The 26,888-nt window shown below is 71.6% G+C and carries 27 protein-coding genes; 8 read left to right on the top strand and 19 right to left on the bottom strand.

Annotated elements, in window-relative coordinates:
- Positions 1 to 264 precede the first annotated feature (264 nt).
- Entirely contained in the window at positions 265 to 1,701 is a 1,437-nt protein-coding gene (locus tag OG293_RS29885; protein WP_406001886.1) for a PLP-dependent aminotransferase family protein, read from the bottom strand.
- On the opposite strand from OG293_RS29885, the gene OG293_RS29880 reads away from it, so the two are divergent.
- On the top strand, positions 1,700 to 2,596 hold the full coding sequence (locus tag OG293_RS29880; protein WP_406001885.1) for a DMT family transporter: 897 nt from the start codon (positions 1,700 to 1,702) through the stop codon (positions 2,594 to 2,596). The two genes, OG293_RS29885 and OG293_RS29880, sit on opposite strands and share 2 nt — an antisense overlap.
- Before the next feature lie 68 nt (positions 2,597 to 2,664).
- Complete coding sequence (locus OG293_RS29875; protein ID WP_406001884.1) at positions 2,665 to 2,856, top strand: DUF1918 domain-containing protein; 192 nt, start codon at positions 2,665 to 2,667, stop codon at positions 2,854 to 2,856.
- Between the two features lies 1 nt (position 2,857).
- Here the strand turns inward: OG293_RS29875 and OG293_RS29870 are convergent, their stop codons facing one another.
- Positions 2,858 to 4,132, bottom strand: coding sequence for a glycoside hydrolase family 10 protein (locus OG293_RS29870; RefSeq protein ID WP_406001883.1), 1,275 nt, complete (start codon positions 4,130 to 4,132; stop codon positions 2,858 to 2,860).
- A gap of 170 nt (positions 4,133 to 4,302) precedes the next feature.
- Between OG293_RS29870 and OG293_RS29865 the strand changes: the two genes are divergently transcribed.
- A complete protein-coding gene (locus OG293_RS29865; RefSeq protein ID WP_406001882.1) occupies positions 4,303 to 5,163 on the top strand; it encodes a 3-hydroxybutyryl-CoA dehydrogenase in 861 nt (286 codons plus the stop codon).
- 131 nt (positions 5,164 to 5,294) lie between these two features.
- The gene (locus OG293_RS29860; RefSeq protein WP_406001881.1) at positions 5,295 to 5,552 is read left to right on the top strand and encodes a hypothetical protein; all 258 of its coding nucleotides are present in this window, start codon (positions 5,295 to 5,297) and stop codon (positions 5,550 to 5,552) included.
- 27 nt (positions 5,553 to 5,579) lie between these two features.
- Here the strand turns inward: OG293_RS29860 and OG293_RS29855 are convergent, their stop codons facing one another.
- The 10 genes from OG293_RS29855 to infC all read right to left on the bottom strand — a co-directional run bounded on the left by OG293_RS29855 (position 5,580) and on the right by infC (position 15,819).
- The gene (locus OG293_RS29855; protein ID WP_406001880.1) at positions 5,580 to 6,110 is read right to left on the bottom strand and encodes an NUDIX hydrolase; all 531 of its coding nucleotides are present in this window, start codon (positions 6,108 to 6,110) and stop codon (positions 5,580 to 5,582) included.
- 51 nt (positions 6,111 to 6,161) lie between these two features.
- Positions 6,162 to 7,502: a transcriptional regulator gene (locus tag OG293_RS29850; RefSeq protein ID WP_406001879.1), complete on the bottom strand. Its 1,341-nt coding sequence runs from the start codon at positions 7,500 to 7,502 to the stop codon at positions 6,162 to 6,164.
- A gap of 429 nt (positions 7,503 to 7,931) precedes the next feature.
- A complete protein-coding gene (locus OG293_RS29845; RefSeq protein ID WP_406001878.1) occupies positions 7,932 to 8,198 on the bottom strand; it encodes a hypothetical protein in 267 nt (88 codons plus the stop codon).
- 133 nt (positions 8,199 to 8,331) lie between these two features.
- A complete protein-coding gene (pheT, locus tag OG293_RS29840; protein WP_406001877.1) occupies positions 8,332 to 10,872 on the bottom strand; it encodes a phenylalanine--tRNA ligase subunit beta in 2,541 nt (846 codons plus the stop codon).
- The gene (gene pheS / locus OG293_RS29835) at positions 10,872 to 12,011 is read right to left on the bottom strand and encodes a phenylalanine--tRNA ligase subunit alpha (protein WP_406001876.1); all 1,140 of its coding nucleotides are present in this window, start codon (positions 12,009 to 12,011) and stop codon (positions 10,872 to 10,874) included. Before pheS ends, pheT begins: the two co-directional genes overlap by 1 nt.
- Before the next feature lie 126 nt (positions 12,012 to 12,137).
- Positions 12,138 to 13,268, bottom strand: coding sequence for an ATP-binding protein (locus OG293_RS29830; RefSeq protein WP_406001875.1), 1,131 nt, complete (start codon positions 13,266 to 13,268; stop codon positions 12,138 to 12,140).
- A 99-nt stretch (positions 13,269 to 13,367) separates the two neighbouring features.
- Positions 13,368 to 14,210: a TrmH family RNA methyltransferase gene (locus tag OG293_RS29825; RefSeq protein ID WP_406001874.1), complete on the bottom strand. Its 843-nt coding sequence runs from the start codon at positions 14,208 to 14,210 to the stop codon at positions 13,368 to 13,370.
- A gap of 127 nt (positions 14,211 to 14,337) precedes the next feature.
- Positions 14,338 to 14,730, bottom strand: coding sequence for a 50S ribosomal protein L20 (gene rplT, locus OG293_RS29820; RefSeq protein ID WP_266478373.1), 393 nt, complete (start codon positions 14,728 to 14,730; stop codon positions 14,338 to 14,340).
- Positions 14,731 to 14,831: 101 nt separating this feature from the next.
- Positions 14,832 to 15,026, bottom strand: coding sequence for a 50S ribosomal protein L35 (rpmI, locus tag OG293_RS29815; RefSeq protein WP_142216133.1), 195 nt, complete (start codon positions 15,024 to 15,026; stop codon positions 14,832 to 14,834).
- A gap of 118 nt (positions 15,027 to 15,144) precedes the next feature.
- Positions 15,145 to 15,819: a translation initiation factor IF-3 gene (gene infC / locus OG293_RS29810; protein ID WP_406001873.1), complete on the bottom strand. Its 675-nt coding sequence runs from the start codon at positions 15,817 to 15,819 to the stop codon at positions 15,145 to 15,147.
- A gap of 352 nt (positions 15,820 to 16,171) precedes the next feature.
- Between infC and OG293_RS29805 the strand changes: the two genes are divergently transcribed.
- On the top strand, positions 16,172 to 16,534 hold the full coding sequence (locus OG293_RS29805) for a DUF1844 domain-containing protein (RefSeq protein ID WP_406001872.1): 363 nt from the start codon (positions 16,172 to 16,174) through the stop codon (positions 16,532 to 16,534).
- A 22-nt stretch (positions 16,535 to 16,556) separates the two neighbouring features.
- Here the strand turns inward: OG293_RS29805 and OG293_RS29800 are convergent, their stop codons facing one another.
- Complete coding sequence (locus OG293_RS29800; RefSeq protein ID WP_406001871.1) at positions 16,557 to 17,288, bottom strand: SseB family protein; 732 nt, start codon at positions 17,286 to 17,288, stop codon at positions 16,557 to 16,559.
- Between the two features lie 22 nt (positions 17,289 to 17,310).
- Here OG293_RS29800 and OG293_RS29795 point away from each other — a divergent pair, with 22 nt between their 5' ends.
- Positions 17,311 to 17,898 carry a serine hydrolase gene (locus OG293_RS29795; protein ID WP_406001870.1) on the top strand — a complete coding sequence of 196 codons (588 nt, stop codon included), beginning with the start codon at positions 17,311 to 17,313 and terminating at the stop codon, positions 17,896 to 17,898.
- On the opposite strand, the gene mycP is transcribed toward OG293_RS29795, so the two are convergent.
- Entirely contained in the window at positions 17,885 to 19,075 is a 1,191-nt protein-coding gene (mycP, locus tag OG293_RS29790; RefSeq protein WP_406001869.1) for a type VII secretion-associated serine protease mycosin, read from the bottom strand. The genes OG293_RS29795 and mycP overlap by 14 nt on opposite strands.
- A complete protein-coding gene (locus tag OG293_RS29785; protein WP_406001868.1) occupies positions 19,072 to 20,910 on the bottom strand; it encodes a hypothetical protein in 1,839 nt (612 codons plus the stop codon). Before OG293_RS29785 ends, mycP begins: the two co-directional genes overlap by 4 nt.
- Positions 20,911 to 21,093: 183 nt before the next feature.
- On the opposite strand from OG293_RS29785, the gene OG293_RS29780 reads away from it, so the two are divergent.
- Positions 21,094 to 22,296, top strand: coding sequence for an amino acid deaminase/aldolase (locus tag OG293_RS29780; RefSeq protein WP_406001867.1), 1,203 nt, complete (start codon positions 21,094 to 21,096; stop codon positions 22,294 to 22,296).
- Between the two features lie 44 nt (positions 22,297 to 22,340).
- Here the strand turns inward: OG293_RS29780 and OG293_RS29775 are convergent, their stop codons facing one another.
- Genes OG293_RS29775 through OG293_RS29760 form a run of 4 tightly spaced genes read right to left on the bottom strand, consistent with a single transcriptional unit; the run spans position 22,341 to position 26,050 of the window.
- A complete protein-coding gene (locus OG293_RS29775; RefSeq protein WP_406001866.1) occupies positions 22,341 to 22,487 on the bottom strand; it encodes a DUF2510 domain-containing protein in 147 nt (48 codons plus the stop codon).
- 31 nt (positions 22,488 to 22,518) lie between these two features.
- Positions 22,519 to 23,304, bottom strand: a complete 786-nt coding sequence (locus OG293_RS29770; protein WP_406001865.1) for a 3-oxoacyl-ACP reductase — start codon at positions 23,302 to 23,304, stop codon at positions 22,519 to 22,521.
- Between the two features lie 5 nt (positions 23,305 to 23,309).
- Complete coding sequence (locus tag OG293_RS29765; protein ID WP_406001864.1) at positions 23,310 to 24,689, bottom strand: aldehyde dehydrogenase family protein; 1,380 nt, start codon at positions 24,687 to 24,689, stop codon at positions 23,310 to 23,312.
- Entirely contained in the window at positions 24,686 to 26,050 is a 1,365-nt protein-coding gene (locus OG293_RS29760; RefSeq protein ID WP_406001863.1) for a glutamine synthetase family protein, read from the bottom strand. Before OG293_RS29760 ends, OG293_RS29765 begins: the two co-directional genes overlap by 4 nt.
- 57 nt (positions 26,051 to 26,107) lie before the next feature.
- On the opposite strand from OG293_RS29760, the gene OG293_RS29755 reads away from it, so the two are divergent.
- Entirely contained in the window at positions 26,108 to 26,857 is a 750-nt protein-coding gene (locus OG293_RS29755; protein WP_406001862.1) for a FadR/GntR family transcriptional regulator, read from the top strand.
- Positions 26,858 to 26,888 lie beyond the last annotated feature (31 nt).

Here is a 26,888-nt window from a genome sequence, read left to right as displayed (position 1 = left end):
GAGCCGATGCCGGTGGCGGCCGCGATGCTCGCACCATGGCAGAGGCGACGGCAGCCGACCATCGTTGGTCCGCAAGGGAGTTCGGCCTTCCGGTCGATGAGACCGCACCGTGCCGGTGCACGGCCTCGTGCCCGAGTGCCTCCCGGAGCGCCCGGCGGCACGGAGGAGTCAGGTCCCGGGGAGGCCGACCCGGCAGGCAGGAGAGTCTCCGGGAGGCGGTTCAAGCGTCCGGTGGGGCCGCGCCGCCCGGCCGGTGAGCGCTCCTCAGCCCAGCACCTCGTCGCAGGCGCTCCGCAGCCGCCGCACGCCCTCGGCGATCTCCGCTGCGCCCGCGACGCCCGCGAAGCTCAGACGCACATGCGCCGCCGGGGGCTCGGCGCAGAAGTAGGGACGGCCGGGGGCAAGCGCCACACCCGCCCGCAGGGAAGCCGAGACCAGGGCCGCCTCGTCCGTGCCGTCCGGCAGGCGCAGCCAGAGGTGATAGCCGCCGGAAGGGATGTGCGGGAGGGACAGTTCCGGCAGGCCGAGCCGCAGGGCGGCGGCGATCGTGTCGCGGCGGGCCTTCAGCTCGGCTGCCACGGTGCGCAGATGACGATTCCAGGCCGGAGAGCCGACCAGTTCCAGCGCCGCTTCCTGGAGAGGACGGGGGACGAAGAAGTTGTCGACGACATGGATGGCGCGCAGCCGTTCCAGGACGGGGCCGCGGGCCGCCAGCATGCCCACCCGCAGGCTGGGCGAGGTCGCCTTGGTGAGCGAGCTGACGTGGACGACGACTCCGTCGTGGTCGTCCGCCGCGAGCGGGCTCAGCAGGGGGCCCGCGTCCTCGTGGCCCAGTCGGCGGGCGAAGTCGTCCTCGACGACGAAGGCTCCCGCCTCGCGGGCGATACGCAGCACTTCGGGCCGGCGTCCGGGCGAGAGGACGGCGCCGGTCGGGTTCTGGAAGAGCGGCTGGCAGACGAAGACACGGGCTCCGGTGGCTTTGAAGGCTGCGGCGAGCAGTTCCGTACGCACTCCCTGGGAGTCCACCGGCACCGGTACGGGCCGCAGCCCGGCGGCCCGTGCGATCGCCAGCATGCCGGGATAGGTGGGTGACTCGACGAGGACGGGGGCGCCGGGCGGGGCGAGCGCGCGCAGGGCGGTGGTCAGCGCGGACTGGCCGCCGGCCGTGACCAGGACGTCGGCGGCGCCGATGGTGTCGCCGAGACCGCGGGCGAACCAGTCGCGCAGTTCGGGCAGCCCGTCGGTCGGCGGCCTGCCCCAGGCCCCGGGCCGGCGTCCGGCGCGGGCAAGGGCGGCGGCCATCGCCCGCTCGGGCTGGAGCGAGTGGTGGAGGTAGCCGCCGTTGAACTCCACGACTCCCGGCGGCGGTACGGCGAGGGTGACCAGGACCCCGGACGCGTCCACCGCTCGCGGCACGAGCTCGGTCGTGGTATCCGCGCTGAGCGTGACCTCCTGCCAGGAGGTGTCCCCGAGCGCGGGGGTGTCCGCGCGGGGCTGCGCCCGGAACGCTCCGGCTCCCGGGCGGGTGACCACCAGACCTTCGGCGGCGAGCTGGGCGAGCGCACGCGACACGGTCACCGGTGAGACCCGGTACCGCTCGACCAGGGCCCGACTCGACGGCAGCTTTCCACCAGGTGAGTAGCGGTCGAGCTCCCGTTTCAGGGAATGTGCCAGCTCCGCCACACTGCTACGCTCATACATGACAGTACAGGATAGCGCTACTCCCCCCATCTCGATAGCGGTCAGCAGCGGAACCCTTCTGGCCGCGCTGGGCGTCGTCGCCTTCTCGCTCACCTTCCCGTCCACGGCCTGGGGCCTGGAGAGTTTCGGCCCCTGGTCCCTGGTCGCCGTGCGGAGCGCCCTCGCCGCCCTCGTCGCGGGTGTCTTTCTCCTGGCGCTGCGCGTCGCGCTGCCCGACCGCCGCCACTGGGCGGGCCTCGCCGTCGTGGCGGGCGGGGTGGTCGTGGGGTTCCCGCTGCTGACGACGCTGGCTCTGCAGACCTCCACCACGTCGCACGCCGCTGTGGTCGTGGGACTGCTGCCGCTGACGACCGCCTCCTTCGCCGCCCTGCGCACCGGCCGCCGCCCCTCGCGCATCTTCTGGCTGGCGGCCCTCGGGGGCGCGGCCGTGGTGATCGCCTTCACCGTGCGCGAGAGCGGCGGCTCGCTCCAGAGGGGCGATCTGTACCTCTTCGGCGCACTGCTGGTCTGCGCGGCCGGGTACACCGAGGGCGGCCGTCTCGCCGGTCTGATGCCGGGCTGGCAGGTGATCGGCTGGGCACTGATCCTCTGTCTGCCGCTCGCCGTGGCGGGAGCGGCCGTCTCGCTGAGCGTCGAGCCGGTCCGGCTGACGGCGCACGGCGTGATCGGACTGCTCTGGGTCTCCGCCGGATCGACCTTCCTCGGTCTCTACGTCTGGTACCGGGGCATGGCCGCCATCGGCATCGCCAAGGCCAGCCAGCTTCAGCTCGCCCAGCCGCTGCTGACCCTGGTCTGGTCGGTGTCGCTGCTGGGCGAGCGGCTCTCCCCCGCCGCCCCGGTCGCGGCGGTCGCGGTCCTGGTGTGCATCGCGGTGACCCAGCGTGCCCGCAGCTGAGGGTGCAACTCCCGGCCCCGGCCGTAGACTCGAAACACGGACCACCGCTTTCGAGGAGGAGACTCCCGATGCATGCGAACGTGGGCGACAAACTGCTGATGCACGGCAGGACCGTGGGACAGCACGACAGGGTCGCCGAAGTCGTCGAGGTACTGGGCCAGAAAGGCGATCCCCCGTACCGCGTCCGCTTCGACGACGGGCACGAGGCGCTGATGTCCCCGGGCCCCGACACCGTCGTACGCCACATCGAGCGGCCTTGACTCAGCCGGAGGGCCGCACCCTGGTCGGATAGTGATCGGCCACCACCCGGGCCATCGCGCCGACGCGATCGGTCATGACCTCTTTCGCGGAGAAGAAGCAGTGGCCGTGGACACCGCGGTAGCCGCGCGCGAGTGACAGATGCCGGGAGAGTTCGGCGGGGTCCTGCCAGGGCGCGGGCTGCGCTGGGTCCCCCGCCTTGTAGAGGGCCTCACCGATGTAGAGGTCGACTCCGGTGTCCCGTACGACCTCGTGCCACCAGGGGAGCAGCTTCGCGTAGTCCGCCGGGGCGAAGCCGATGTTCCAGTAGATCTGCGGGACGACATAGTTGATCCAGCCCTCCCTGACCCACCTCCGGGTGTCCGCGTGGAGATCGTCGTAGGTCTGAACCCCCGCGGTGGTGTCGGAGCCGAGGGGATCGGTGGCGATATTGCGCCAGACCCCGAAAGGGCTGATCCCGAACGGGACGTCCTTGCCCGTCCGTCTGATCCGGCGGGCCATCCCGCGCACGAGCCGGTCGATGTTGTCGCGCCGCCAGGACGCCTTGTCGGGGAAGCCCGCGCCGTACCGCGCGTAGGTCTCGTCGTCGGCGAAGACCTGCCCGGCGACGGGATACGGGTAGAAGTAGTCGTCGAAGTGCACACCGTCGACGTCATAGCGGCGGACGGCGTCCATCATCGCGTCCTGGACGAAGCCGCGGACCTCGGGTATGCCGGGGTTGTAGTAGAGCTTTCCGCCGTACGGCAGAACCCACTCGGGGCGCGTCCGTGCGGGATGCCCCTCGGCCAGCCGCGACAGGTCGGTGTGCCCGGCGACGCGGTACGGGTTGAACCAGGCATGCAGCTCCAGACCGCGCCGGTGGGCTTCACGGACGGCGGTCCCGAGCGGGTCCCAGCCGGGGTCCTGCCCCTGCACCCCGGTGAGGTACTGCGTCCAGGGCTCGTACGGTGAAGGCCACAGGGAGTCCGCGGTCGGCCTGACCTGGAGGACGACGGCGTTCAGCTTCCGGGCCACGGCGGTGTCGAGGTGGGCGAGGAGTTCGGTGCGCTGTTCGGCGGGAGCGAGGCCGGGCCTGGACGGCCAGTCGCGGTTGGCCACGGTCGCGAGCCACATCCCGCGGAACTCCCGCCCTCCGGCATGCCGCCGGCTGCCCCCGCTTCCGGCGTCGGGCGCCGCGACCGTGCCCCGTGGGGACATCGGTGCGGCGCCGGGGGACGTCAGTGCGGCCAGCGCTCCGGCCGCCGCGGTCACGAACCCTCTTCTCCCTGTGCGCTGCATGTGTCGCCTCTGGCTCTCTCCGTGCGGACGGCCGTACCGGCTCAGCATGCCCGCCCCTGGGCGTCGTGCGCATGCGCATCCGGAGTAACGTCCAAGGGTCGAGGCGGGCGCCGGAACCATACGGGGCCTCGCCGCACTGAATGAGCGAAAGGCACGAGGTGACGGACTCAATGGCCGACATTGCACGCGTCGGAGTGGTCGGCTGTGGCCAGATGGGGGCAGGCATCGCGGAGGTGTGCGCCCGCAGCGGCCTCGATGTGATGGTCGCCGAGACCACCGGCGAGGCCCTGGAGATCGGCCGTACCCGGCTCTACAACTCCCTCTCGAAGGCCGCCGAACGCGGCAAGATCACCGAGGACGAGCGCGACGCGACGCTGGCACGGCTCAGCTTCACCACCGACCTCGGGGAGTTCGCCGACCGCGATCTCGTCATCGAGGCCGTCGTGGAGAACGAGCAGGTCAAGACGGAGATCTTCCAGGTGCTCGACCAGGTGGTGACCCGGCGGGACGCGATTCTCGCCTCCAACACCTCCTCCATCCCGCTGGTGAAGCTGGCCGTCGCGACCTCGCGTCCGGACCAGGTCATCGGCATCCACTTCTTCAACCCGGCCCCGGTGCAGAGGCTCGTCGAGCTCATTCCGGCGCTCACCACCTCCGAGGAGACGATCAAGCGCTCCGAGGCCATGGTGCAGCAACTGCTCGACAAGCACCCGATCCGCGCCCAGGACCGCTCGGGCTTCGTGGTGAACGCCCTGCTCATCCCGTATCTGCTCTCGGCGATCCGGATGTTCGAGTCGGGCCTCGCCAGCCGCGAGGACATCGACAACGGCATGGAGCTCGGCTGCGCGCACCCGATGGGCCCGCTGAAGCTCTCCGACCTGATCGGCCTGGACACGGTCGCCTCGGTCGCCGACTCGATGTACGCGGAGTTCAAGGAGCCGCTGTACGCCGCTCCCCCACTGCTGCAGCGGATGGTGGACGCGGGCCGCCTCGGCCGCAAGTCGGGCTCCGGGTTCTATCCGTACTCCTGATTCACACGGAGTGTGCGGGGCGTGCCCGCATATGCCGTGCGCACACGCTCCCGCCCTCCTACCAGGAAGAGTTGACTCGGTTCCGCTCGTGAAGGGTCCGTCGTACCACCTTCCGAAGAGGAGCTGTATCCGTGACCACCGACCCTGATCATTTAGTGGTCGTCGAGGAGTTCGCCGAGTTGCGCCGCTGTCTCGACGTCGGCCTCGCCCGCATCGACGGGCATCTGGCACTGCTCGCACAGCGCAACGACCAGATCGACCGAGATCTCACCGACCTGGCCGCGCGCGTCGGGGCACTGGAGCATGCCAGATGGCCGCTGCCCGCCGTGGCCGCGCTCACGGCGGCGGGAGCACTGGCGGTGACGGTCTGGCAGGCGCTCGGACACTAGGGTCCTGTCCTTTGGATCCTGCCGGTCTCAGCCCAGCCGCAGATGATGGAGCATCAGCAGCCCGGCCGCCATGTTGGCGGCCGGGATCTCACCGCGGGCAACCATGTCGGGGACCAGTTTCAGCGGGATCCACTCGCGGCGCGAGGACTCGAAGTCGTCCTCGGGGTGCCCGATGTACGTGGCGTCCTCGGCCCAGTAGAGGTGGTGCCGGGCGTCGGTGAGGCCGTTGGACGGCTCGACGGTCATGAGGTGCTGGAGGCGGCCCGGCCGCCAGCCGGTCTCCTCCTCCATCTCCCGGGCGGCCGCGGCCTCGATGTCCTCGCCGTCCTCGACGACTCCCGCGGCGAGCTCCCAGCCCCAGGTGTTGGTGATGAAGCGGTGCCGCCAGAGCATCAGTACCTCGTTGGCCCTGTTGACCACCGTCGCGACGGCGACCGGGCGGAGCCGTATGAGGAAGTGGTCCAGGTGCCGGCCGTCGGGGAGCTTGACGTCGGCCAGGTTGACCCTGAACCAGCGGTTTTCATACACAGTTTGTTCGCTTAGGTTCGTCCACTGCACTTTTCTGCCACCTTCCGACAAGTAGATGGCAATATCGCAGCAGGAGCTAGGTCACAGGGGAACGCGCAGTGCCCCGTCGATGAGTTCGGCCGCCTCGTCGGCGTCGGTGCAGCCGCTCGCCACGAGATGCTCGCGCACCGCGCGCAGCCGGTCCCTCAGGCGCTGCGACTCCATCCCCCGCGCCCGCTCGACCATCTCCGCCGCCGTGTGCGCCGCCCGGTCCACCTCACCCTGGCGCAGCTCGATCTGGCTGAGCATGGCCAGCCGGTGCACCCGGCCGCGGTCGTGCGCGGGAGTACCGACGGCCGCCGCCGCGTGCGTGCGCGCCGCCGACAGGTCGCCCAGGCTCAGCAGGGCTTCCGCGACCTGGACGTTCACCAGGCCGGGCTGGACGTATCCGGTCTCGTCCGGCTCGTACCCCGGCCGGATGCGCTCCGCCTCGAGCTCCGCGCGCCTGATGCACATCAGTGCGCTGCCGCCGTCGCCGAGGTGTGCGTACGCCTTCGCCTGCATCGCGTACAGATCGGCGGCCAGCGCGGGCGTGATCTGCTGTCCGGCGGCCCGCAGCGCCGCCTCGGCGAAGGCGACGGCCTGCCGGTGCTCTGCCATGAACAGCGACTGGTTGACCAGCAGCGCGATGACGTATGCGCCAAGTCCCCGGTCTCCGCTGGCCTTGGCGAGCCGCAGCGCCTGATGGAAGTAGCGCTGGGCGAGACCGTGCGCGTCGGAGTCGTAGGCGCAGATGCCGGCCACCGCCACGAGTCCGCCCGTCGCACGGTGCAGCTGACGGCCGAGCGCGTCGCTGTACGCCCCGCGCAGCAGGGGCGCGGTCTCGGCATTGAGAAAGCCGACAACACGGGCGCGGGTCGCTATCCCGCCCGCCTTGCGGTACATCAGCTCGTAGTGCGCCCGGGCCGCCCGCAGCATCTTGATGTCGGCCATGCAGACGCGGGTCTGTCCGGAGCGGGAGACGTCCGAGTCCTCCGGGGGGTTCTCCCACTCCCACACGGGCATGACGGCCGGGGTTCCCGTGACCGCGGGCGCCTCGATGATGTGGGGGCGCTGCTGTTCGTCGGAGCGCCACAGCGCGGTGGCGCGCTCCACGAAGCCGGAGAGCGGTGAGCCGGGCGGAATGCCCGAGTCGCCGGCCACTCCGAGACCGATGTCGCCGAGTGTGACGGCCCGGTGGAGTCTGCCCGCGAGTACCTCGCAGATCAGATCGGGGACCTGGCCGCGCGGGCGCTGCCCCTTCAACCAGCGGGCCACGGCCGTGTGTTCGTACCGCAGTGACAGGCCCCTGGCCCGGCCCGCCTGATTGACGCGGGCCGCGAGGCCCGCGTTGGAGATGCCCGCCTCGTCGAGCAGGGCGTCGAGCAGGGTATTGGGCTGCATGTGCCCCTCCGGTGCCTCGGTGCGCTCAGCGTAGTGGAGGGCGATTCGCACGGGGTGTGAACGGAGTGCCCCGATCTGTGCCGCGCGCGCTCTGCCGCCGTGCCGTGTGCGCCGGTTGACTGAGATGCCTCTCACAGAGGCGGCCGGGCCGCCGGCTCCCCCTCGTACAGTGCGGCGGCCCCTTCTCGCGTCGTCTGCCCTGCTGATCTGCCCGACACTCCGCGGCAGGGCGGGCGGCGCCGGCCGCACGGCAATCCCTTGGTTGCCGATGGCTGCACCGATTGGAGGGTTCCCGCCGGGCGCGGCGCAGTGTGGCGTCCCCGCACTGCGCCGGCACCCGAGAAGGGTCGTTGCGCAGCACCAGCGGCGCCACGTCGTCGGCGATCCGGCCACGGGTGTGCCGAAGCAACTCCGAGTGAACGGTGGTGATCACGGCGGCGGGCGAGACCGGAGAGCCGGCGGCGAGCGCCAGCCCGTCCAGGCGCGCCGGCAGCGGGCGCGGAGCACCTGCTGTGCGGCCTGGGCGATCTCGCGGAACCGCCGCGGTTCGCGGCCGAGCTCGTGTCTGATGCCCAGCACCAGAGCGATGCCGACGGCGAAGAAGACGACGGCCGTGCCGACCCTCCGCCTCAGACTCTCCGGCTGCGCGTGCGGCCAGGCGATCTTCCAGACGAGGGCGGCAACGCCCCAGGCCACTGGAAGCGCCAGTAAGCAGTCGGCGCATCCGTGAGTCGACGGCGCGCGCTGCCCTCGCCCGCCGCGAGGACCGAAAGGGGGCGCGCCCGGTGTTCCGGGCGCGCCCCTCGGTCGCTCAACAGGCCGGGAGCCGTCAGGCTCCGCGCAGGACCGCCCCCACACGCTCCGCGGCGAGCGCCACGGCGGCGTCACGGGCGGCCGAGGCCTCCTCGACCGTCAGCGTCCGGTCGGGAGCGCGGAACCGCAGCGCGTACGCCAGCGACTTCTTGCCCTCGCCGATCTGCGACCCGACGAACACATCGAACAGCCGGATGGACTCCAGCAGTTCGCCCGCGCCCTCGGTCAGAACCCTCTCGACCTCGGCAGCGGGGACGCCCTCGGCCACGACCAGCGCGACGTCCTGGGTCGCCACCGGGAAGGCGGAGATCCTCGGCGCCTGGAGCACGCCCCCGGACGCCTGCTCCAGCAGGTTCAGGTTGAGCTCCATCGCGCAGGTGCGGTCCGGCAGATGCAGCGCCTTGACGACCCGCGGATGCAGTTCACCGGCGTAGCCGACGGTCCGCTCCTCGCCGTCGACGACCACGGCGAGTTCGGCGCAGCGGCCCGGGTGCCACGGTCCGTACTGGCCCTTGCGCACGATCAGGTCGGCCCCGGTCTCGCGGGCGACCGTGCGGGCGGACTCGACCGCGTCGGCCCAGTCGGCCGGACGGCCCTTGCCCCACCAGCCGGCCTGCTCACGCGCACCGGCGAGCACGACGGCGGCATGGCGCGGCTGCTCGGGGAGCACGGCGTTGATCGATGCGATCTCCTCGTCGGTCGGGCGGCGGTCGACCGGCAGCCGGACCGCGATGCCCTCCTCGGCGGGAGCCTTGAAGACCAGGCCGGTCTCGAACAGGGCCAGGTCGTGGCTGCCACGGCCGTCGTTGCGGCGCAGCGCGCCGAGCAGGCCGGGCAGCAGCCCGGTGCGCAGCGCGGGCTCCTCGTCGGAGAGCGGGTTGACCAGCCTGACCACCTGGCGGCACGGGTCGTCCGCGGGGATGTCCAGCTGGTCGAGGATCTGCTCGCCGATGAACGGGTAGTTCAGCGCCTCGACATAGCCGGCGCCGGCCAGCGCGCGGCCGACACGGCGGTGCAGTCGCTGACGCTCGGTCAGCCCGCGGCCCGAGGGGGGCGTGGGCAGCGTCGAGGGGAGGTTCTCGTACCCCTCCAGCCGGATGACCTCTTCGGCGAGGTCGTTCGGCTCGTTGAGGTCGGGACGCCAGGACGGGACCGTGACGACCAGTTCGTCCTGTCCGTAGACGTCGCAGCCGATCTCCTGGAGGCGGCGCACGACGGTCTCACGCCCGTAGTCCACGCCCGCGACACGGTCCGGGTGGTCCGCGGGCATGGTGATCGCGCGAGGCGCGGACGGGGCGAGGACCTCGGTGACCCCGGCCTCGGCGGTGCCGCCCGCGAGCAGCACCAGCAGGTCGACGGTGCGCTGCGCGGCGGCTGCCGCGGCCTGCGGGTCGACGCCCCGTTCGAAGCGCTTGGACGCCTCGGAGGCCAGCTTGTGGCGGCGCGCGGTGCGGGCGATGGTGATCGGGTCGAAGTGCGCGGCCTCGATGACGACCTCGGTGGTGGCCCCGGCCTCGTCATGATCGGCGATCTCGGTGTTGGCGCCGCCCATGACACCCGCGAGGCCGATGGCCCCGCGGTTGTCGGTGATGACCAGATCGTGGGGGTCCAGCACCCGCTGGGCACCGTCGAGGGTGGTGAGCTTCTCGTCCGGCGCGGCGCGGCGCACTCCGATCGGCCCGTCGAGACGGGAGCGGTCGTAGGCGTGCAGCGGCTGGCCGAGTTCGAGCATCACGTAGTTGGTGATGTCGACGGCGAGCGAGATCGGACGCATCCCGGCCTTCTGCAGTCGGCGCCGCAGCCAGATCGGGGAACGGGCCTCGGGCTCCAGACCGACCACGGTGCGCGCGGTGAAGCGGTCGCAGCCGATCGGGTCGCAGACGTCGACCGAGTGGCCGAAGGAGTTCGGGGCGGGCACGTCGAGCAGCGCCGGGTCGCGCAGCGGCAGGCCGTAGGCGATGGCGGTCTCGCGGGCGACCCCGCGCAGGGAGAGGCAGTAGCCGCGGTCGGGCGTGACGGCGATGTCGAGGACCTCGTCGACCAGTTCCAGCAGCTCGATCGCGTCGGTGCCGACCTCGTGCTCGGGCGGCAGGACGATGATGCCGCCGCTGCCGTCGTCACCCATGCCGAGCTCGTCGCCGGAGCAGATCATGCCGTGCGATGTCCTGCCGTACGTCTTGCGGGCGGCGATCGCGAAGTCGCCGGGCAGGACGGCGCCCGGCAGGGCCACGACGACCTTGTCCCCGACGGAGAAGTTGCGGGCGCCGCAGACGATCTCCTGCGGCTCTCCGGTGTCTCCCTCGGAGCCTTCGGCCTGGGAGGTGCCCCCGGCCTGGCCGACGTCGACGGTGCAGAAGCGGATGGGCTTCTTGAAGTCCGTCAGCTCCTCGATGGTGAGGACCTTGCCGACGACCAGGGGGCCCTTGAGCCCGGCGCCGAGTTGTTCGACGGCCTCGACCTCGAGGCCGGCGGAGACGAGCTTGGCCTGGACGTCACGGCCGGTCTCGGTCGCCGGCAGGTCGACGTACTCCCGCAGCCAAGAAAGCGGGACCCGCATCAGATCTCCATCCCGAACGGCCGGGTGAACCGGACGTCACCCTCGACCATGTCTCGCATGTCTTCGACGTTGTGGCGGAACATCAGCATCCGCTCGATGCCGAACCCGAAGGCGAATCCGCTGTACTTCTCGGGGTCGACGCCGCAGGCGATGAGCACCTTCGGGTTGACCATGCCGCAGCCGCCGAGCTCGATCCAGCCCTCGCTGCCGCAGGTGCGGCAGGGACGGTCCGGGTTGCCGACGGACTCGCCGCGGCAGACGTAACAGACCATGTCCATCTCGGCGGACGGCTCGGTGAACGGGAAGAAGTTCGGGCGGAGCCGGGTCTTCATGTCCGGGCCGAAGAGCGCCTGGACCATGTGGTCCAGGGTGCCCTTGAGGTCGGCCATCGTCAGACCCTCGTCGACAGCGAGCAGCTCGATCTGGTGGAAGACCGGGGTGTGGGTCGCGTCCAGCTCGTCGGTGCGGTACACACGGCCGGGGCAGACGACGTACACGGGCGGCTCGCGGTCGAGCAGTGTGCGGGCCTGCACCGGGGAGGTGTGCGTACGCAGCACGACACCCGACTCGTCGTCCGTGGTGGCCTTCCCGTCGGAGGAGGTTCCCTGGACGAAGAAGGTGTCCTGCATCTGGCGCGCGGGGTGGTCGGGCACGAAGTTCAGGGCGTCGAAGTTGAACCACTCCGCCTCGACCTCGGGACCCTCGGCGACTTCGTACCCCATGGATACGAAGATGTCCTCGAGCCGCTCCATGAGCGTGGTCAGCGGGTGGCGGGCGCCGGCCGGGACGCGGTCGTGGGGCAGCGTGACGTCCACGGCCTCCTCGATGAGCACCCGGGCGTCCCGCTCGGCCTCGAGTTCGGCCTGGCGTGCGGCCAGGGCCTTGCTCACGACGCCGCGGGCCTGGCCCACGCGCTTGCCGGCCTCGGCCTTGGCCTGGGGCGGCAGCGCGCCGATCTCCCGGTTCGCGAGCGCGAGCGGCGAGGCGCCTCCGGTGTGCGCGACCTTCGCGTGAGCGAGCGCTTCGAGGTCGCCCGTGGCGGCGAAGGCGGCGAGCGCCTCGTCCCGCATGCGCTCGATCTCTTCCGGTTTCAGTGCCTCGACCTCAACAGGGTCGTACGACTTATTGGGTGCGGACATCTCTTCCCGTACTTCCGATGGGCTGGCTGGGGCCCCCGCTCGTCGACCTGCGGCGGACCGAGGACGCAAAGGTGCCAAAGGCCGAGTCTAACGGGGTGTGGAGAGGCTGATGAGCCCGCGGGCTGCTCAGGCCCCCTGTTTCAGGTAGGCCGGGGCACCGACGGGCAGAATAAATCGGAACTCGGCGCCGCCGCCGGGTCCGCGGCCGACGGTGATCGTTCCGCCGTGCGCCTCGACGATGCCCTTGACGATGTAGAGGCCCAGGCCCGTGCCGCCGCGCTTGCTTCCCCGCCAGAAGCGGGTGAAGACGCGGCCCATCGACTCCTCGGGGATGCCGGGGCCTTCGTCGCTCACGGTGACGGCCGTACCCTTCTCGTCGTCCTTCGCCGCTGCCGGCGCCACCTCGATGGTGACCGTTCCGGCGCCGTGGCGCACCGCATTTTCCAGCAGGTTCCCCAGCACCTGGTCGATCTTGTCGGGATCGGCCCACAGATCGGGCAGCTGACGCTGGATGCGGACGAAGAAGCGGTCGGGGGACTGACCGCTGGCTATGTGGGCCTGGACATGGCGACCGACGGCGGCGGCGGCATCGACGGGCTGACGGCGCACTTCGAGCCGTCCGGAGTCGATGCGCGAGATGTCGAGCAGTTCGGCGATGAGCCGGGTGACCCGGTTCGCGTCGGCGTCGACGGTCTCCAGCATCAGCCGCTTCTGGTCGTCCGTGAACCGCTCCCACTTGGCGAGCAGGGTGGCCGTGAAGCCCTTCACGGAGGTGAGCGGCGAACGCAGCTCATGGGCGACGGTGGCGATCAGCTCGGCGTGGCTGCGCTCGGTACGGCGCCGGGCCTCGGTGCCGCGCAGGCTGACGACGAGGCGGCGCACCGGCCCGGTGGGGTACTCGCGCACATAGCGGGCGGAGACGAGGACCTCCCGGCCGCCGGGGAGCAGCAGATTGCGCTCGGGCTGGCCGACGCGGGTGGCGAGGCCTCCGTACGGATCGGTCAGGGTCCACCAGCGCCGCCCCTTGAGGTCCTCCAGGGGCAGCGCGCGCTCCAGGGGGTGTCCGAGCGCATCGGCCTCGGCCACGGCGGTGATCCTCACGGCGGCGGCGTTGAAGCAGATGACCCGGCCCCGCTCGTCGGCGACGACGAGCCCGTCGGGAAGGTCGTCGGGGTCTATCCCGAACATCCCGGGACCGCCGGAGTGGCACAGCAACGCCCCGTGTGTCTCCGCGGGCCTGCTCGTCCCGACAGCCATCCCCGTACCCCACCTCTCCGCTCGCGCAGTGGGCCCCCGAGCCCGTCACCCTACTAGCTGGAAGTGACCGGACGGACCCCCTGAGCGAGTACTCGGGCCTCAGCCGGTACTGCTGCCCGCGCGCTGCGCGCGGGCCGAGGCATAGAGGCATACGGCTGCGGCGGTCGCCAGGTTCAGACTTTCGGCCTTTCCGTGAATCGGTACGCGCACGACGGCATCGGCGAGCGCGCGCGTCTCCTCCGGGAGCCCCCATGCCTCGTTGCCGAAGATCCAGGCGGTGGGTCCGCCCATGGTGCCAGCGTCCAGTTCGTCGTCGAGGTCGTCCTCGCCCGCGCCGTCGGCCGCCAGCACCCGCACCCCTGCGTCGCGCAGGCCCCGCACCGCCTGCTCGACGGGGACACCGACGGCGACGGGCAGATGGAAGTGCGAGCCGACCGAGGCGCGTACGGACTTGGGGTTGTAGAGGTCCACCGAGGCATCGGTGAGGACGACGGCGTCGGCGCCGGCGGCGTCCGCGCAGCGCAGCACGGTCCCGGCGTTCCCCGGGTCACGGACGTGCGCGAGTACGGCCACGAGCTTCGGCCTCGCCGCCAGGATCTCCTCGAACGGCGAGTCCAGGAAGCGGCAGACGCCGACGAGGCCCTGTGGGGTGACGGTCTGCGAGACCTCGGCGAGCACGGCGTCGGAGGCGTGGTGCACCCGGGCTCCGGCGTCCCGGGCGGCGTCGACGATGTCGGCGTAGCGCTCGGCGGCCTCGACGGTGGTGAAGACCTCGACCAGGGTGTGCTCGCCGCCCGGGCCGCGGTGGGCGACGGCCTCGCGCACGGCCTGCGGGCCCTCGGCGATGAACAGACGCTCCTTGCCCCGGAAGGCGCGCTTGGCGAGCCGCCGGGCTGCGGTCACGCGCGGGGATCGCGGGGAGATCAGCTCAGGGGTGCGCATGTCGCCTGTGGCTCTCTGGTTCGGCGCCCGGCCTCGGCCGGACGGATGTGAAACAACCCCGAACACGCCGAACACGCCGGACCCGCAGGCCAGAAGGCCTGCGGGTCCGGTCGGTACGACGCGGCCGTCAGGCCGCCGACGCGGCCTTCGGCGCGTTGACGTCGCTCGGCAGCGCCTTCTGCGCAACCTCGACGAGCGCGGCGAACGCGTTGGCGTCGTTGACCGCGAGCTCGGCCAGGATCTTGCGGTCCACCTCGATGTTGGCGGCCTTCAGACCCTGGATGAGGCGGTTGTACGTCATGCCGTTCTGGCGGGCAGCGGCGTTGATGCGCTGGATCCACAGCTGACGGAAGTCGCCCTTGCGCTTCTTGCGGTCGTTGTAGTTGTAGACCAGGGAGTGGGTGACCTGCTCCTTGGCCTTGCGGTACAGGCGCGAACGCTGACCGCGGTAACCGCTGGCGGCCTCGAGAATTGCCCGGCGCTTCTTGTGGGCGTTGACTGCCCGCTTGACGCGTGCCACTAGTTAACTCCTTGTAGCGGGGCCGTGGTTGGACTCACACGGCCCGGAAACGAATTGGTCCCGGTATCGGCGTGTGTCCCCGGTCACAGGGGACACGAACGTCACTTGCCGAGAAGCTTCTTGATGGTCTTCGAGTCACCCGGGGCCATCTCGGCGTTGCCGGTGAGGCGACGCGTCAGCTTGGACGACTTGTGCTCGAGCAGGTGGCGCTTGCCGGCGCGCTCACGGAGCACCTTGCCGGAGCCGGTGATCTTGAAGCGCTTCTTGGCACCGCTGTGCGTCTTGTTCTTCGGCATCGCGCCGTTATCTCCTCGTCAGTGGCGCTCCCCCGGCGGGCACCGGACAGCGGGAGCGTCAGATCTTGGTTTGTGGTTCCGGACGGGACCAGGGGCGCCTGGATGGCAGCCCCTCGGATCACGCCTCGGAGGTCTCGGAGGGTGCTTCGGCCGGAGCCTCCGCAGCCTCGTCCGAGGACTCTTCGTCGTGCGTGTAACCCTGACGCTCCGCCTTGCGGGCGGCCTGGGCCTCACGCGCCTCGGCCATGGCCTCGGTCTTCTTCTTGTGCGGGCCAAGAACCATGATCATGTTCCGGCCGTCCTGCTTCGGGTTCGACTCGATGAAACCGAGGTCCTCGACGTCGGAAGCGAGACGCTGAAGCAGGCGGAAGCCAAGCTCGGGGCGGGACTGCTCACGACCACGGAACATGATCGTGATCTTGACCTTGTCACCCTGCTTGAGGAACCGGACGACGTGACCCTTCTTGGTGTCGTAGTCGTGCGGATCGATCTTCGGCCGGAGCTTCATCTCCTTGATGACCGTGTGCGCCTGGTTCTTGCGCGCCTCACGGGCCTTCATGGCCGACTCGTACTTGAACTTCCCGTAGTCCATGAGCTTGCACACGGGCGGCCGGGCGTTCGCCGCGACCTCGACCAGGTCGAGGTCGTACTCCTGCGCAAGCTCGAGGGCCTTGGCAAGCGGAACAATCCCGACCTGCTCGCCGCTGGGACCGACAAGTCGCACTTCGGGAACGCGAATCCGGTCGTTGATGCGGGGCTCGGCGCTGATGGATCCTCCTAAGTAGCACCACACGACTGTCTGGCAGGCAGCCGCGTAACGTCTGTTTCGTAAGACCAACCGCACCGGAACGTGAAAAATGCCCCGGACGGGACACAGGCGGCAGCTCCTCGAATACCGGAGCACCGCCGCGGTCAACCGCGGGGCGCACATCGGGCGACTTCCATCGTCCGTACGGAACGATGGGCGCCGCCTGACCGGTGACCCGCCGTCCTGAGGACGGTCAGGTGGGAGATCGGAGCCTCCACTTGTGGGCCGGGCACACAGATGTCCGGCCGGTCATTACGCAAGGTTAGCAGCTCCGGGCGGAAGGGGCTAACTCAGGCCATGGCCGGGTCCCGGCGCCGCGGGGCATATCGTATGCGGCATGAGTGACGCGACCACGCCCCACGAGTCCCCCGACTTCGACGACATGACCCGCGACATCGCGGAGGTCCCGGCTGTCGAGGTGATCGTCACGGTCGCGGTGAACCTGATGAGCGCCGCCGCCGTGAAGCTGGGCCTGACCGAGGACGGCGCGGAGCACAAGGACCTGGACGAGGCCCGCAAGCTGGTCCACGCCCTGGCCGGACTGATGGACGCGAGCGCCACCGAGATCAGCTCCTTCCACGCGGCACCGCTGCGGGACGGGCTGAAGTCCCTGCAGCTGGCCTTCCGCGAGGCGTCCCTGGTGCCGGACGAGCCGGGCCAGGGTCCGGGCGAGAAGTACACCGGTCCCGTCTACGGCTGACCGCAACCGCTCACGGGTCGCTTTACCCGCGTACGAACAGGGGCTCGCCCGGAGGGGTGGCCTCGGCAGGCAGCAGTGCCAGGTCGAGGCCCCGCACCAGGCGGGCCCTCAGCACGTCGTCGGCCGCCAGCGCCTCGGCGACCCGGCGGACGGCCTGCGCCGGGACGGCGTCCGCGGCCAGGACCAGCGCGAGGGTGCCGTCCGCGTTGCCCGGGCCGAGATGGGCGCGGAGCACCGCGGGCTCGGCGGCGACCGCGTCGCGTACCGCCGTCGTGACGGCCGGGTCGTCGAGCGGGTCGGCGCTCGTACGGCCCTCGGCGAGGGCGAGCAGCGCCGGACCGGTCAGCTGGTACGGAACCGGACCCGCCAGGTCCAGCACCAGGGTGTCCGCCTTCTCGTGGGCCGCGGCCCGGAGCGCCTGGTGGAGCGGAACGGCGACGGGCCGGGCCTCGGAATTCCAGCGCGCCAGCGAGGCGATCGAGGTGAAGGCCGGAAGCGCGCGGCGGTCGCCCGCGGTGAGCGTGGGCACGGCCATGTCGCTGGTCTTCTCGCGACGCAGCCCGTTCTCGTGGACCTCGACCTCACCGAGGACGGCGACGACGGGGACCAGCAGCCGGGCGTCCTTGAGGGCTTCGAGCACCGGGCCGTGCGCCGTCCGGTCCACGGCCCAGGCGGCGAGTGCCGCCGTCAGCCGTGGGTCGGCGGTGCCGTCGTCGTCGGAGAAACCGGGGTCGGGAATGTTCTTGAGCGCCACGCGAGGAGCCTAACCTCCCCGTATGAGTGCCAGTGTCTCGGTCGCCCTGCCCGGCCGCTCGTACGGCGAGCACCGGACCTATCCCTCGGCGAGCATCGTGAAGGTCTCGATCCTGGCCGCGCTGCTCCTGGAGGGGCGCCCGCTGACCGGACGGGAAACGGAGCTGGCCAGGGCCATGATCGTACGGAGCGACAACGACGCGGCGACGGCGCTCTGGGAGAAGGCCGGCGGGGCGCCGGGGCTCGACGCGGCGCATACGCGGTTCGGGCTCACCCGGACCCGGGCCGATACCGCGTGGGGGCTGACCCGTACCACCGCGAGTGATCAGCTCATTCTGATGCAGGCCGTGTTCAGCGGCGGGTACCCGGTTCTCACGTCCCTCATGGAGCAGGTGGCGAAGGGGCAGGACTGGGGGGTGTCGGCCGCCGGGGGACCGTGGGCGCTGAAGAACGGCTGGATGCCGATGCGCGAGAGCGGGCTCTGGGTCGTGCACTCCGTGGGCCGGGCCGGTGCCCTGCCGATCGCCGTACTCTCCGACGGGCATCCGACGAAAGAGGCCGGGGTCGCTTGTGTCGAGGCGGCGGTGCGGGAGGCGGTCAGGAGCCTCTGACACGGCCGCCGCGCCAGAGCACGACCGCGCCCGCGAGCACCAGTGCGCCGACGCCGCCCGCGAGGAGAGCGAGCCAGCCGACCGGTTCGGGTTCCTTGCCGACGGGGTCGGGACCTGCGCCGAAGTACTGCTTGCCGTAGCCCGCGGACGCGGGATTCCGATCCATGGGGCGCAGCTTGGCGCCTTCCTTGATCGCAGCGGCCGGGTCCACGGTGCCGTACCCCTTGGCGTCGTCGCGTCCGCCCCTCGGGCCGTTGCGGGCGGTGTCGGCGAGCAGCTTCTTGATCTGGACGGGGGTGAGCTCCGGATGGGCGGCGCGGACGAGCGCGACCGCGCCGGAGACGAACGCGGAGGCCGCGCTGGTTCCCCAGCCCTCGTAGTACTTACGGTCGGGGTCCGCTATGACGATGTCGACGCCGGGGGCACTGACGGTGGCGTACCAGCGGCGGGTGGAGAACGAGGCGTGGGTGCCGTAGCGGTCGACGGCCGTCACGGCGATCACCCCGGGGTAGGCCGCGGGGTACGAGATGTGGTCGCCCTTCTCGCCGCCGTTTCCGGCCGACGCGACGACGACGGAGCCCTTGGCCAGGGCGTACTGCACGGCGGCGTCCTCGCCCGCCACGGGGTGCGCGGACTCGCTGTCGTCGCCGAGCGAGAGGTTGATGACGTCGGCGCCCTGGTCGGCGGCCCAGCGGATGCCCTGGGCGAGGGCCGTGCCATGCGACTTGCGGGCCTGATCCCGCGCCTTGTCGGTGCCTTCGAGGATGACGCGGACGGGGAGGATCTTCGCCTCGGGGGCGATGCCGAGGACGCCCTCCTCGCGGCCCGGACCGTGGCCGTGGGCGGCGACGATGCCGGCTATCGCGGTGCCGTGGCGGGCCCAGGCACGTTCGCCGCGCCGGGCCCCCAAGCCGATGAAGTCCCTGCCCGGCAGGACCGAGCCCGCGAGGTCGGGATGGCTGTCGTCGACGCCGGTGTCCAGGACCGCGACGGTGATGCCCTCGCCCTTGGTGGTGTTCCAGGCCCGTTCGGTGTGCAGGGCGTCGAGCCCCCACTGCTGGGCCCGGATCTCGTCCGCGTGCGCGGGCGTCGCCGGCAGGAACGCGAGGGCGACGGCGGCGAGAGCGGCGGCGATGCGGTGGCCACGAGGGAACCGGCGGCTGTGGCGGCGGATCATTCAGGACTCCCCGTGGCCGGGCTGATCGCCCTGCGCAGTCCGTCCTCGATACGGTCCGCTATGCCCAGGGCCTCGTGGCCGAGGCCGGCCTGCGCGGGCGCGGACGTGGCGCCCCGCGCCTTGGCTTCGTCGGCGGACTGCGGGTCGGTGACGGTGCGGCCGTCGGCGAAGCCCGACACGGCGTAGACGATGACCGGCATCTCGGTCAGGACGCTCACGGTCCAGCTCGCGCGCTGCCGGTCACCGAAGCGGGCGGCGATGGTGTCCCTGGCGGGAAGGGCCCGCGGCATCAGGTCCGGGCGCTCGTCCAGACCTTGCTCGGAGAAGCGGGTGCTCAGCGCGCGCATGGCGTCCGGGTCACCCTCGGTGAAGATCATTCCGACGGTGGTGACGCTGCTGGCGGTCGCGTCGGTGTAGGTGGCCCGCAGCACCCGGACGCAGCCGACCGGCTGGAGCACCATGGCGAGCAGTCGTTCGAGTGCGGGCGCGCAGGGGCCGTCCGGCGCGACCGCTATCCGGGTCCAGACCCGGTCCGCGCCGCCGGGGCCCGCGCCGGTGCCCTTGAGGGTGCGGGGGAACAGCGTGTCCACGGGGACGCTGTGCCACAGCGCGCGGGCTTCGGTGTATCCGGTGCGGTCGGCGGAGTCCGCGCTGGAGTTGCCGGTCAGCCAGCTGCCGGTGGCGGCGCCGCCGATCAGGCCGAGTCCGAGAACGACACAGGCGAGCGCGCCGACGGTGCGCGCGGTGCGCCGGGTCCGTACGGGACGGAGCCGGGTCGTCGTCTCGGCGGGTGTCTCCGGCGGCGCCCAGTGCTGGAGCGCGGGCCCGGGGTGGGCGGGGCGTGAGCCGGGGGGCGGCGGGGTGAGATCGACGGAGCCGACGGGCCTGCGCCGGGTGGGCGCGACGGGGGGCCGCGGCGGTGGCTCGGGCGCCGGGGGCGCGGTGGCGGGAGGGGGTCCGGGGTACTCGGGGGTGGACCGGGGTCCGGGGTACTCGGGGGTGGACCGGGGGTCGCCGACGGGACGCAGGCGGGCGGTGGTCTCGACGGGCGGTACAGAACCGGCGGCGGGGCGTGGCGGCTCGGTGGGGGCGGACGTCGCCGGGCGGGCGGTGGTGGGCGGACGGGAGCCCGCCGGGCCGGGAGCTGCGGAGGGCCGGGCGGGCGGGATGTCGGCAGACGGGCGCGGGCTCGTGGCGGGACGGGCCGGGCGGGCGTCGGACGTCGCCGGGCGGGCATCCGGGCGCTGCGGAGGGCTGGACGGTGCCGGGGGTGCGGCCGGGGTCTGCCCCGCGGGGACCGCGGCCGGGCGGGTACCGGAGGCACGGCCAGGAGGGGTGTCAGGGCCGGTCTGCCCCGCGGGGACCGCGGCCGGGCGGGTACCGGAGGCACGGCCAGGAGGGGTGTCGGGGCGCGGCGGTACGGGGGGCGCGACGCCGGAGGAGCGGTCGGCCGCGGAGGGGTGCGGGGGCCGTGCGTCCCGGCGCGGGGGCGGTGTGATCCGGCGCGGGGGCGCGAAGGGCTCGCTCCGGCTCGCGCCCGCGCGCGCGGGCGGCACCTCGGGTGTGCTCTCGGGGCGGTCCGCGTCACCGGCCTGCGCGCCCGCGACAGGCGGTGCGCAGGGGCGGGGCGGGGGTCCGGACGGCCGCTGGGCAGAGTCCTGGTCCGCCGGGTCCGGGTGCAGGAACTGCGTGATGCCCGAGGTGCGGAGCGCGGAAGGGGCGGTCTCCTGCGGAACCAGCGCGTCCGTGATACGTGAGGTGCCGGGCGCCGCGTCCCCGTCCTCGGGCCGGGGGGAGGCCGGCGGACCGGGCGGGCGGTGCGCCTCCGTGCTCATCCCGCCCCCCAGTTCCTGGTCTACGTGTACCGGCGGATCGCCTTTCGGGGCAGGCCCGTTCGTCACCGCGTGTGCGTCACTCTACGGGCTGGAACGCGCCGGGCGGCACAGGACCGAGAGTCCGGACGGATCTGCCCAGAGCATCCCCTACCCTGCGGTAATCAGGTCTGGCAAGCTCGGCCCATGACTCCCCGTGCCGCTGACCGGGCCCGCTACGACCGGGCTACCGCGCATCTCGACGCCCCGCTCGCGATCGTGGATCTCGACGCGTTCGACGCCAACGCCGACGATCTGGTGCGCAGAGCCGGCGGCAAGCCGATCCGGGTGGCGAGCAAGTCCGTGCGCTGCCGCGCACTGCTGGAGCGGGTCCTGGCGCGGGACGGATTCGCGGGGATCATGTCGTTCACGCTGGACGAGTCGATGTGGCTGGCCCGGGCCGGGTTCGACGACGTGCTGCTGGCCTATCCGTCCGCGGACCGGGCCGGTTTCGCCGAGCTCGCGGCCGATCCCAAGCTCGCGGACGCTGTGACGGTGATGGTCGACGACGCGGCCCAGCTGGAGTTGATCGACCGCTCGCGCGCGGGTGGCAAGGAGGAGATCCGGGTCTGTCTGGAACTCGACACGGCGTTGCATCTGCTCGGCGGGCGCGTACGGATCGGGGCCCTGCGTTCGCCGCTGCGTGAGCCTGCCCAGCTGGCGGAGCTGGCCCGGTCGATCGGGCGGCGTCCAGGCTTCCGGCTGGTGGGGCTGATGGCGTACGAGGGGCATGTGGCGGGCGTCGGCGACGCGCTGTCCGGGCGTCCGGTCCGCTCCCGCGCCATCCGCCTGATGCAGGGCGCGGCCCGCAAGGAGCTGGCGGCCCGTCGGGCGGCGGTGGTGCACGCGGTACGGGCGGTATCGCCTGATCTTGAGTTCGTGAACGGGGGCGGCACCGGCAGCGTCCAGCACACGGCCGCCGAGGACGCGGTGACCGAGATCGCCGCCGGTTCCGGCCTGTACGTCCCGCGGCTCTTCGACAACTACACCTCTTTCACCGGGCGTCCGGCCGCCCTGTTCGCCCAGCCCGTCGTCCGCAGGCCCGGCGTGGGCGTGGTGACCGTTCTCGGCGGCGGCTATCCCGCTTCGGGCGCCGCGGGCCCGGACAGGCTGCCCTTCCCGTATCTCCCCGAGGGCCTGCGCTACGACGCGCAGGAGGGACCGGGTGAGGTGCAGACCCCGCTGCTGGGCTCCCCCGCCGACGATCTGCTGATCGGTGACAAGGTGTGGTTCCGGCACGCCAAGGCCGGGGAGATGTGCGAACGGTTCGACACGCTTCAGCTGATCGAGGACGACCGGGTGACGGGGACGGCTCCGACCTACCGTGGTGAGGGCCGCGCGTTCCTCTGAGGGCCGCACGTTCCTCGGCGGTTTCTAGGGACCGGCCTTGCCTCTCAAGGGACAGGTTCTGCCTCTGGGGAACGTGCGGCCTGCGCCTGGACCGGGCGTGTGTGCGCGGTCCAGGCGGTCCCCTCCCACCAGCGATCGGTGCCGGGCACGCTCGGGTCCGGAAACCGGCCGGCCGGGGTCGTCACGCCCATCCGGCCAGCCCGTGGGCCCGGTTGTGGCCTTCTACAGCGGCGTGACGTACGCGCCCGCGATGCCGCCGTCGACGAGGAAGTCCGTCGCGTTGATGAACGAGGAGTCGTCGCTGGCGAGGAAGGCCACCGCGGCGGCGATCTCGTCGGCCTCCGCGAACCGTCCGGCAGGAATGTGCACCAGCCGACGTGCGGCACGCTCGGGGTCCTTGGCGAACAGCTCCTGGAGCAGCGGGGTGTTGACCGGCCCGGGGCACAGCGCGTTGACGCGGATCCCCTCTCGGGCGAACTGGACGCCGAGCTCGCGCGACATGGCGAGCACGCCGCCCTTGGAGGCGGTGTACGAGATCTGCGAGGTCGCCGCGCCCATGATCGCCACGAAGGACGCGGTGTTGATGATGGAGCCGCGACCCTGGCGCTGCATATAGGGGATGGCCGCCTTGCAGCACAGGTAGACGGAGGTGAGGTTGACCTCTTGGACGCGCTTCCAGGCCTCCAGGCCCGTGGTGAGGATGGAGTCGTCGTCGGGCGGCGAGATGCCGGCGTTGTTGAAGGCGATGTCGACGCTGCCGTAGGTGTCGTAGGCCGTCTTGAACAGCGCCTCGACCTGCTCGGGATCGGTGACGTCGACCTTGACGAACGTGCCGCCGACCTCGTCGGCAGCGGCCTTGCCCGCCTGCTCGTCGATGTCGCCGCAGACGATGCGGGCGCCCTCGGCCGCCAGGCGGCGCGCGGTGGCGAGGCCGATCCCGCTGCCCGCGCCGGTGATGACTGCGGTACGGCCGACCAGCCGGCGGCAGATGGGGGTCTCAACGGTCATGGTGCTCAGGCCTCCGTGCTGATGAAGACGTTCTTGGTTTCGGTGAAAGCGGTGAGGGCGTCGGGGCCCAGTTCGCGGCCGAGGCCGGACTGCTTGTAGCCGCCGAACGGCGTCGAGTAGCGGACGCTGGAGTGGGAGTTGACGGAGAGGTTGCCGGCGGCGACGGCCCGGGAGACGCGGATCGCGCGGCCGATGTCGCGGGTCCAGATCGAGCCGGACAGTCCGTACTCGGTGGCGTTGGCGAGCCGGATCGCGTCGGCCTCATCGTCGAAGGGCAGGACGACGGCGACCGGGCCGAAGACCTCTTCGCAGGCGGCCGGCGCGTCCGGTGCCAGATCGGTGAGCACGGTCGGCGGGAACCAGAAGCCGGGGCCGTCGGGCGCGCTGCCCCGGATTCCCTTCGGCTCGTCGGGGACGTAGGCCCGTACCCGATCCAGTTGGGCCTGCGAGATCAGCGGTCCCATCTGGGTGTTCTCGTCCGCCGGATCGCCGACGACGATCGACTCGATCGCCGGGGCGAGGAGGTCGAGAAAGCGGTCGTACACGGAGCTCTGGACGAGGATCCGGGTGCGGGCGCAGCAGTCCTGTCCGCTGTTGTCCAGGAAGGACATGGGAGTCGCGGCGACCGCGGCCTCCAGGTCGGAGTCGGCGAAGACGATGTTGGGACTCTTGCCGCCGAGTTCGAGTGTCACGCGCTTCACCAGCGCTGCGCTTTTCTCCATGATCTGCTTGCCGACCCGCGTGGAGCCGGTGAACACGATCTTGGCGACACCCGGGTGTTCGACCAGCGCGTTGCCCGCTTCGCCGCCGGCGCCGGGCAGCACCTGGAACAGGTGCTCGGGCAGCCCCGCCTCCAGGGCGAGTCCGGCGAGGCGCAGCGCGGTCAGCGGGGTGGTCTCGGCCGGCTTGAGGAGCACCGCGTTGCCCGCCGCCAGGGCCGGGGCGGTTGCCCAGGCGGCGATCGGCATGGGGAAGTTCCAGGGCGCGATCACCCCGATGACGCCGAGCGGTTCGAGGATGGTGATGTCGAGTCCGCCGGCGACGGGGATCTGGCGTCCGCTCAGGCGCTCCACTCCCCCGGCGGCGAAGTCGAGCAGGTCGCGGACGTTGCCGGCTTCCCAGCGGGCGTTGCCGATGGTGTGGCCGGCCTCCCGCACCTCCAGCTGCGCCAGTTCTTCGAGGTGGCCGTCGACGACCGCGGCGAAGCGGCGCAGCAGTCTGGCCCGGTCGGCGGGCGAGGCCGCCGACCAGGCCCGCTGGGCCTGCGCGGCCAGGGCGACGGCCTCGTCGACCTCGGCGGCCGTCGTCGCCCGGACCCGCTCGACCACCTGCCCGGTCGCCGGGTTGAGCACTTCGTGGTAGGCGTACGACACAACGTGCCTCACAGACGTTCGAAGGAGCGGCGGAGCTCCCAGTCGGTCACCGCGGCGTCGAACGCTTCGAGTTCGACCCGCGCCATGTTGCGGTAGTGCGCCACGACTTCTTCGCCGAACGCGGCCCTGGCGATGGGGCTGTTCTCCCAGAGTTCGGCGGCCTCGCGCAGCGTCGTGGGGACCTGGGCGTATCCGGCGGTGTACGCGTTCCCGGCGCACTCGTCGGGAAGTTCGAGCTTCTGCTCGATCCCGTACAGACCGGCGGCGACCAGGCCCGCGACCGCCAGGTGCGGGTTGACGTCGCCGCCCGGCAGCCGGTTCTCGAAGCGCATCGAGCGGCCGTGGCCGACGACCCGGAGCGAGCAGGTGCGGTTGTCGTATCCCCAGGCCACGGCGGTCGGCGCGAAGGAGCCGGGCTGGAACCGCTTGTAGGAGTTGATGTTGGGCGCGTACAGCAGCGAGAAGTCACGCAGCGCGGCGAGCTGTCCGGCCAGGAAGTGCCGCATGACCGGCGACATTCCGCCGGGTCCTTCGCCCGCCATCACATTGCGGCCGTCGGCGTCCTGGAGCGAGAGGTGGATATGACAGGAGTTGCCCTCGCGCTCGTTGTACTTGGCCATGAAGGTGAGCGAGACGCCCTCCTGGGAGGCGATCTCCTTCGCTCCGGTCTTGTAGACGGCGTGCTGGTCGCAGGTGACCAGGGCCTCGTCGTACTTGAACGCGATCTCGTGCTGGCCGGGGTTGCACTCGCCCTTGGCGGACTCGACGGTCAGTCCGGCCGCGGCCATCTCGTTGCGGATGCGGCGCAGCAGCGGTTCGATACGGCCGGTGCCGAGGACGGAGTAGTCGATGTTGTACTGGTTGGCGGGGGTGAGATCGCGGTAGTGGCGGTCCCAGGCCTGTTCGTAGGTGTCCTTGAAGACGATGAACTCCAGCTCCGTGCCGACGTGGGCGGTGAAGCCGTGCTCGGCGAGCCGCTCCAGCTGGCGGCGCAGGACCTGGCGGGGAGCGGCGACGACGGGCGAGCCGTCGTTCCACGCGAGGTCGGCGACGAGCAGAGCGGTGCCCTGGTTCCACGGGACGCGACGCAGTGTGGTGAGGTCGGGGTGCATGGCGAAGTCGCCGTAGCCGCGCTCCCACGAGGACATCTCGTAGCCGTCGACGGTGTTCATCTCGGTGTCGACGGCGAGGAGGTAGTTGCAGCCCTCGGTGCCGTGTTCCAGGACCTCGTCCAGGAAGAAGGTTGCGGCGAACCGCTTGCCCTGGAGCCTTCCCTGCATGTCGGGAAAGGCCAGGACGACTGTGTCGATCTCACCGCTCGCTACGAGAACGCGAAGCTCCTCGACCCCGAGCGGGGGTTTGCGGTCTGCCACGGGATTACGCCTCCTTGGGTCAGCCGGAAGCCATAAGGTATTACTGAAGACCATTGAATGGGAAGAGGAAACGGCGACGTGGTGAAGAAGATCGAGGCAGCCGACCCGCTGACACCGGTACTGCGCCCCGTGCGCGCGGGCAACGGATTCGAAGAAGCCCTGGAACAGATTCTTCAGCTGCTGCGCCTCGGCCTCGTCCCCGGCGGCGAGCGGCTGCCGGCGGAGCGCGAGCTCGCCGAGCGGATGGGAATCAGCCGGGTCACGCTGCGCGAGGTGCTGAAGGTCCTCACCGACCAGGGTCTGGTGGAGAGCAGGCGCGGCCGGTACGGCGGAACCTTCGTGCTCCAGCGCCCCGACGCCCACGGCGAGGACGAACTGCGCCGGCGGGTGGCGGCGGTCGACGTCGAGGACACCCTGCGGTTCCGGGAGGTCCTGGAGGTGGGGGCCGCCGGCCTGTGCGCCGCGCACGGCCTGACCGACCAGGACGCGGACCGGCTGCGCACGGCGCTGGCGGCGACCCATGACGCGCCGCTCGCCGAGTACCGGCGCCAGGACACCCTCCTGCATCTGACCATCGCGGAACTCTCCGGCTCCCCCACCCTGACCGCCCAGTACGCCGCAGTGCGGGCGACGCTGAACGACCTGCTGGACTGCATTCCGCTGCTCGTACGGAACCTCGAACACTCCCAGCACCAGCACACGGCGCTGGTCGAGGCGGTGCTCGACGCCGACGCGGACGGCGCGCGCGAGGTCATGCGGGAGCACTGCGAGGGAACCGCGGCGCTGCTGCGCGGCTTCCTCTCCTGACGCCCCTCCGAGGCTCATCCGTAACCACAGG

This window comes from Streptomyces sp. NBC_00829, from assembly GCF_045161795.1.
GTDB lineage: Bacteria > Actinomycetota > Actinomycetes > Streptomycetales > Streptomycetaceae > Streptomyces.
This window is presented reverse-complemented; position numbering and strand designations above follow the sequence as displayed.

Bases quoted from the DNA above. Each gene is read 5' to 3' on its own strand.
- OG293_RS29880 (WP_406001885.1), top strand. From the start codon at position 1,700: ATGACAGTACAGGATAGCGCTACTCCCCCCATCTCGATAGCGGTCAGC.
- OG293_RS29885 (WP_406001886.1), bottom strand. From the start codon at position 1,701: ATGTATGAGCGTAGCAGTGTGGCGGAGCTGGCACATTCCCTGAAACGG.
- OG293_RS29875 (WP_406001884.1), top strand. From the start codon at position 2,665: ATGCATGCGAACGTGGGCGACAAACTGCTGATGCACGGCAGGACCGTG.
- OG293_RS29870 (WP_406001883.1), bottom strand. From the start codon at position 4,132: ATGCAGCGCACAGGGAGAAGAGGGTTCGTGACCGCGGCGGCCGGAGCG.
- OG293_RS29865 (WP_406001882.1), top strand. From the start codon at position 4,303: ATGGCCGACATTGCACGCGTCGGAGTGGTCGGCTGTGGCCAGATGGGG.
- OG293_RS29850 (WP_406001879.1), bottom strand. From the start codon at position 7,502: ATGCAGCCCAATACCCTGCTCGACGCCCTGCTCGACGAGGCGGGCATC.
- pheT (WP_406001877.1), bottom strand. From the start codon at position 10,872: ATGCGGGTCCCGCTTTCTTGGCTGCGGGAGTACGTCGACCTGCCGGCG.
- pheS (WP_406001876.1), bottom strand. From the start codon at position 12,011: ATGTCCGCACCCAATAAGTCGTACGACCCTGTTGAGGTCGAGGCACTG.
- OG293_RS29830 (WP_406001875.1), bottom strand. From the start codon at position 13,268: ATGGCTGTCGGGACGAGCAGGCCCGCGGAGACACACGGGGCGTTGCTG.
- OG293_RS29825 (WP_406001874.1), bottom strand. From the start codon at position 14,210: ATGCGCACCCCTGAGCTGATCTCCCCGCGATCCCCGCGCGTGACCGCA.
- rpmI (WP_142216133.1), bottom strand. From the start codon at position 15,026: ATGCCGAAGAACAAGACGCACAGCGGTGCCAAGAAGCGCTTCAAGATC.
- OG293_RS29805 (WP_406001872.1), top strand. From the start codon at position 16,172: ATGAGTGACGCGACCACGCCCCACGAGTCCCCCGACTTCGACGACATG.
- OG293_RS29795 (WP_406001870.1), top strand. From the start codon at position 17,311: ATGAGTGCCAGTGTCTCGGTCGCCCTGCCCGGCCGCTCGTACGGCGAG.
- mycP (WP_406001869.1), bottom strand. From the start codon at position 19,075: ATGATCCGCCGCCACAGCCGCCGGTTCCCTCGTGGCCACCGCATCGCC.
- OG293_RS29785 (WP_406001868.1), bottom strand. From the start codon at position 20,910: ATGAGCACGGAGGCGCACCGCCCGCCCGGTCCGCCGGCCTCCCCCCGG.
- OG293_RS29780 (WP_406001867.1), top strand. From the start codon at position 21,094: ATGACTCCCCGTGCCGCTGACCGGGCCCGCTACGACCGGGCTACCGCG.
- OG293_RS29775 (WP_406001866.1), bottom strand. From the start codon at position 22,487: ATGGGCGTGACGACCCCGGCCGGCCGGTTTCCGGACCCGAGCGTGCCC.
- OG293_RS29770 (WP_406001865.1), bottom strand. From the start codon at position 23,304: ATGACCGTTGAGACCCCCATCTGCCGCCGGCTGGTCGGCCGTACCGCA.
- OG293_RS29755 (WP_406001862.1), top strand. From the start codon at position 26,108: ATGGGAAGAGGAAACGGCGACGTGGTGAAGAAGATCGAGGCAGCCGAC.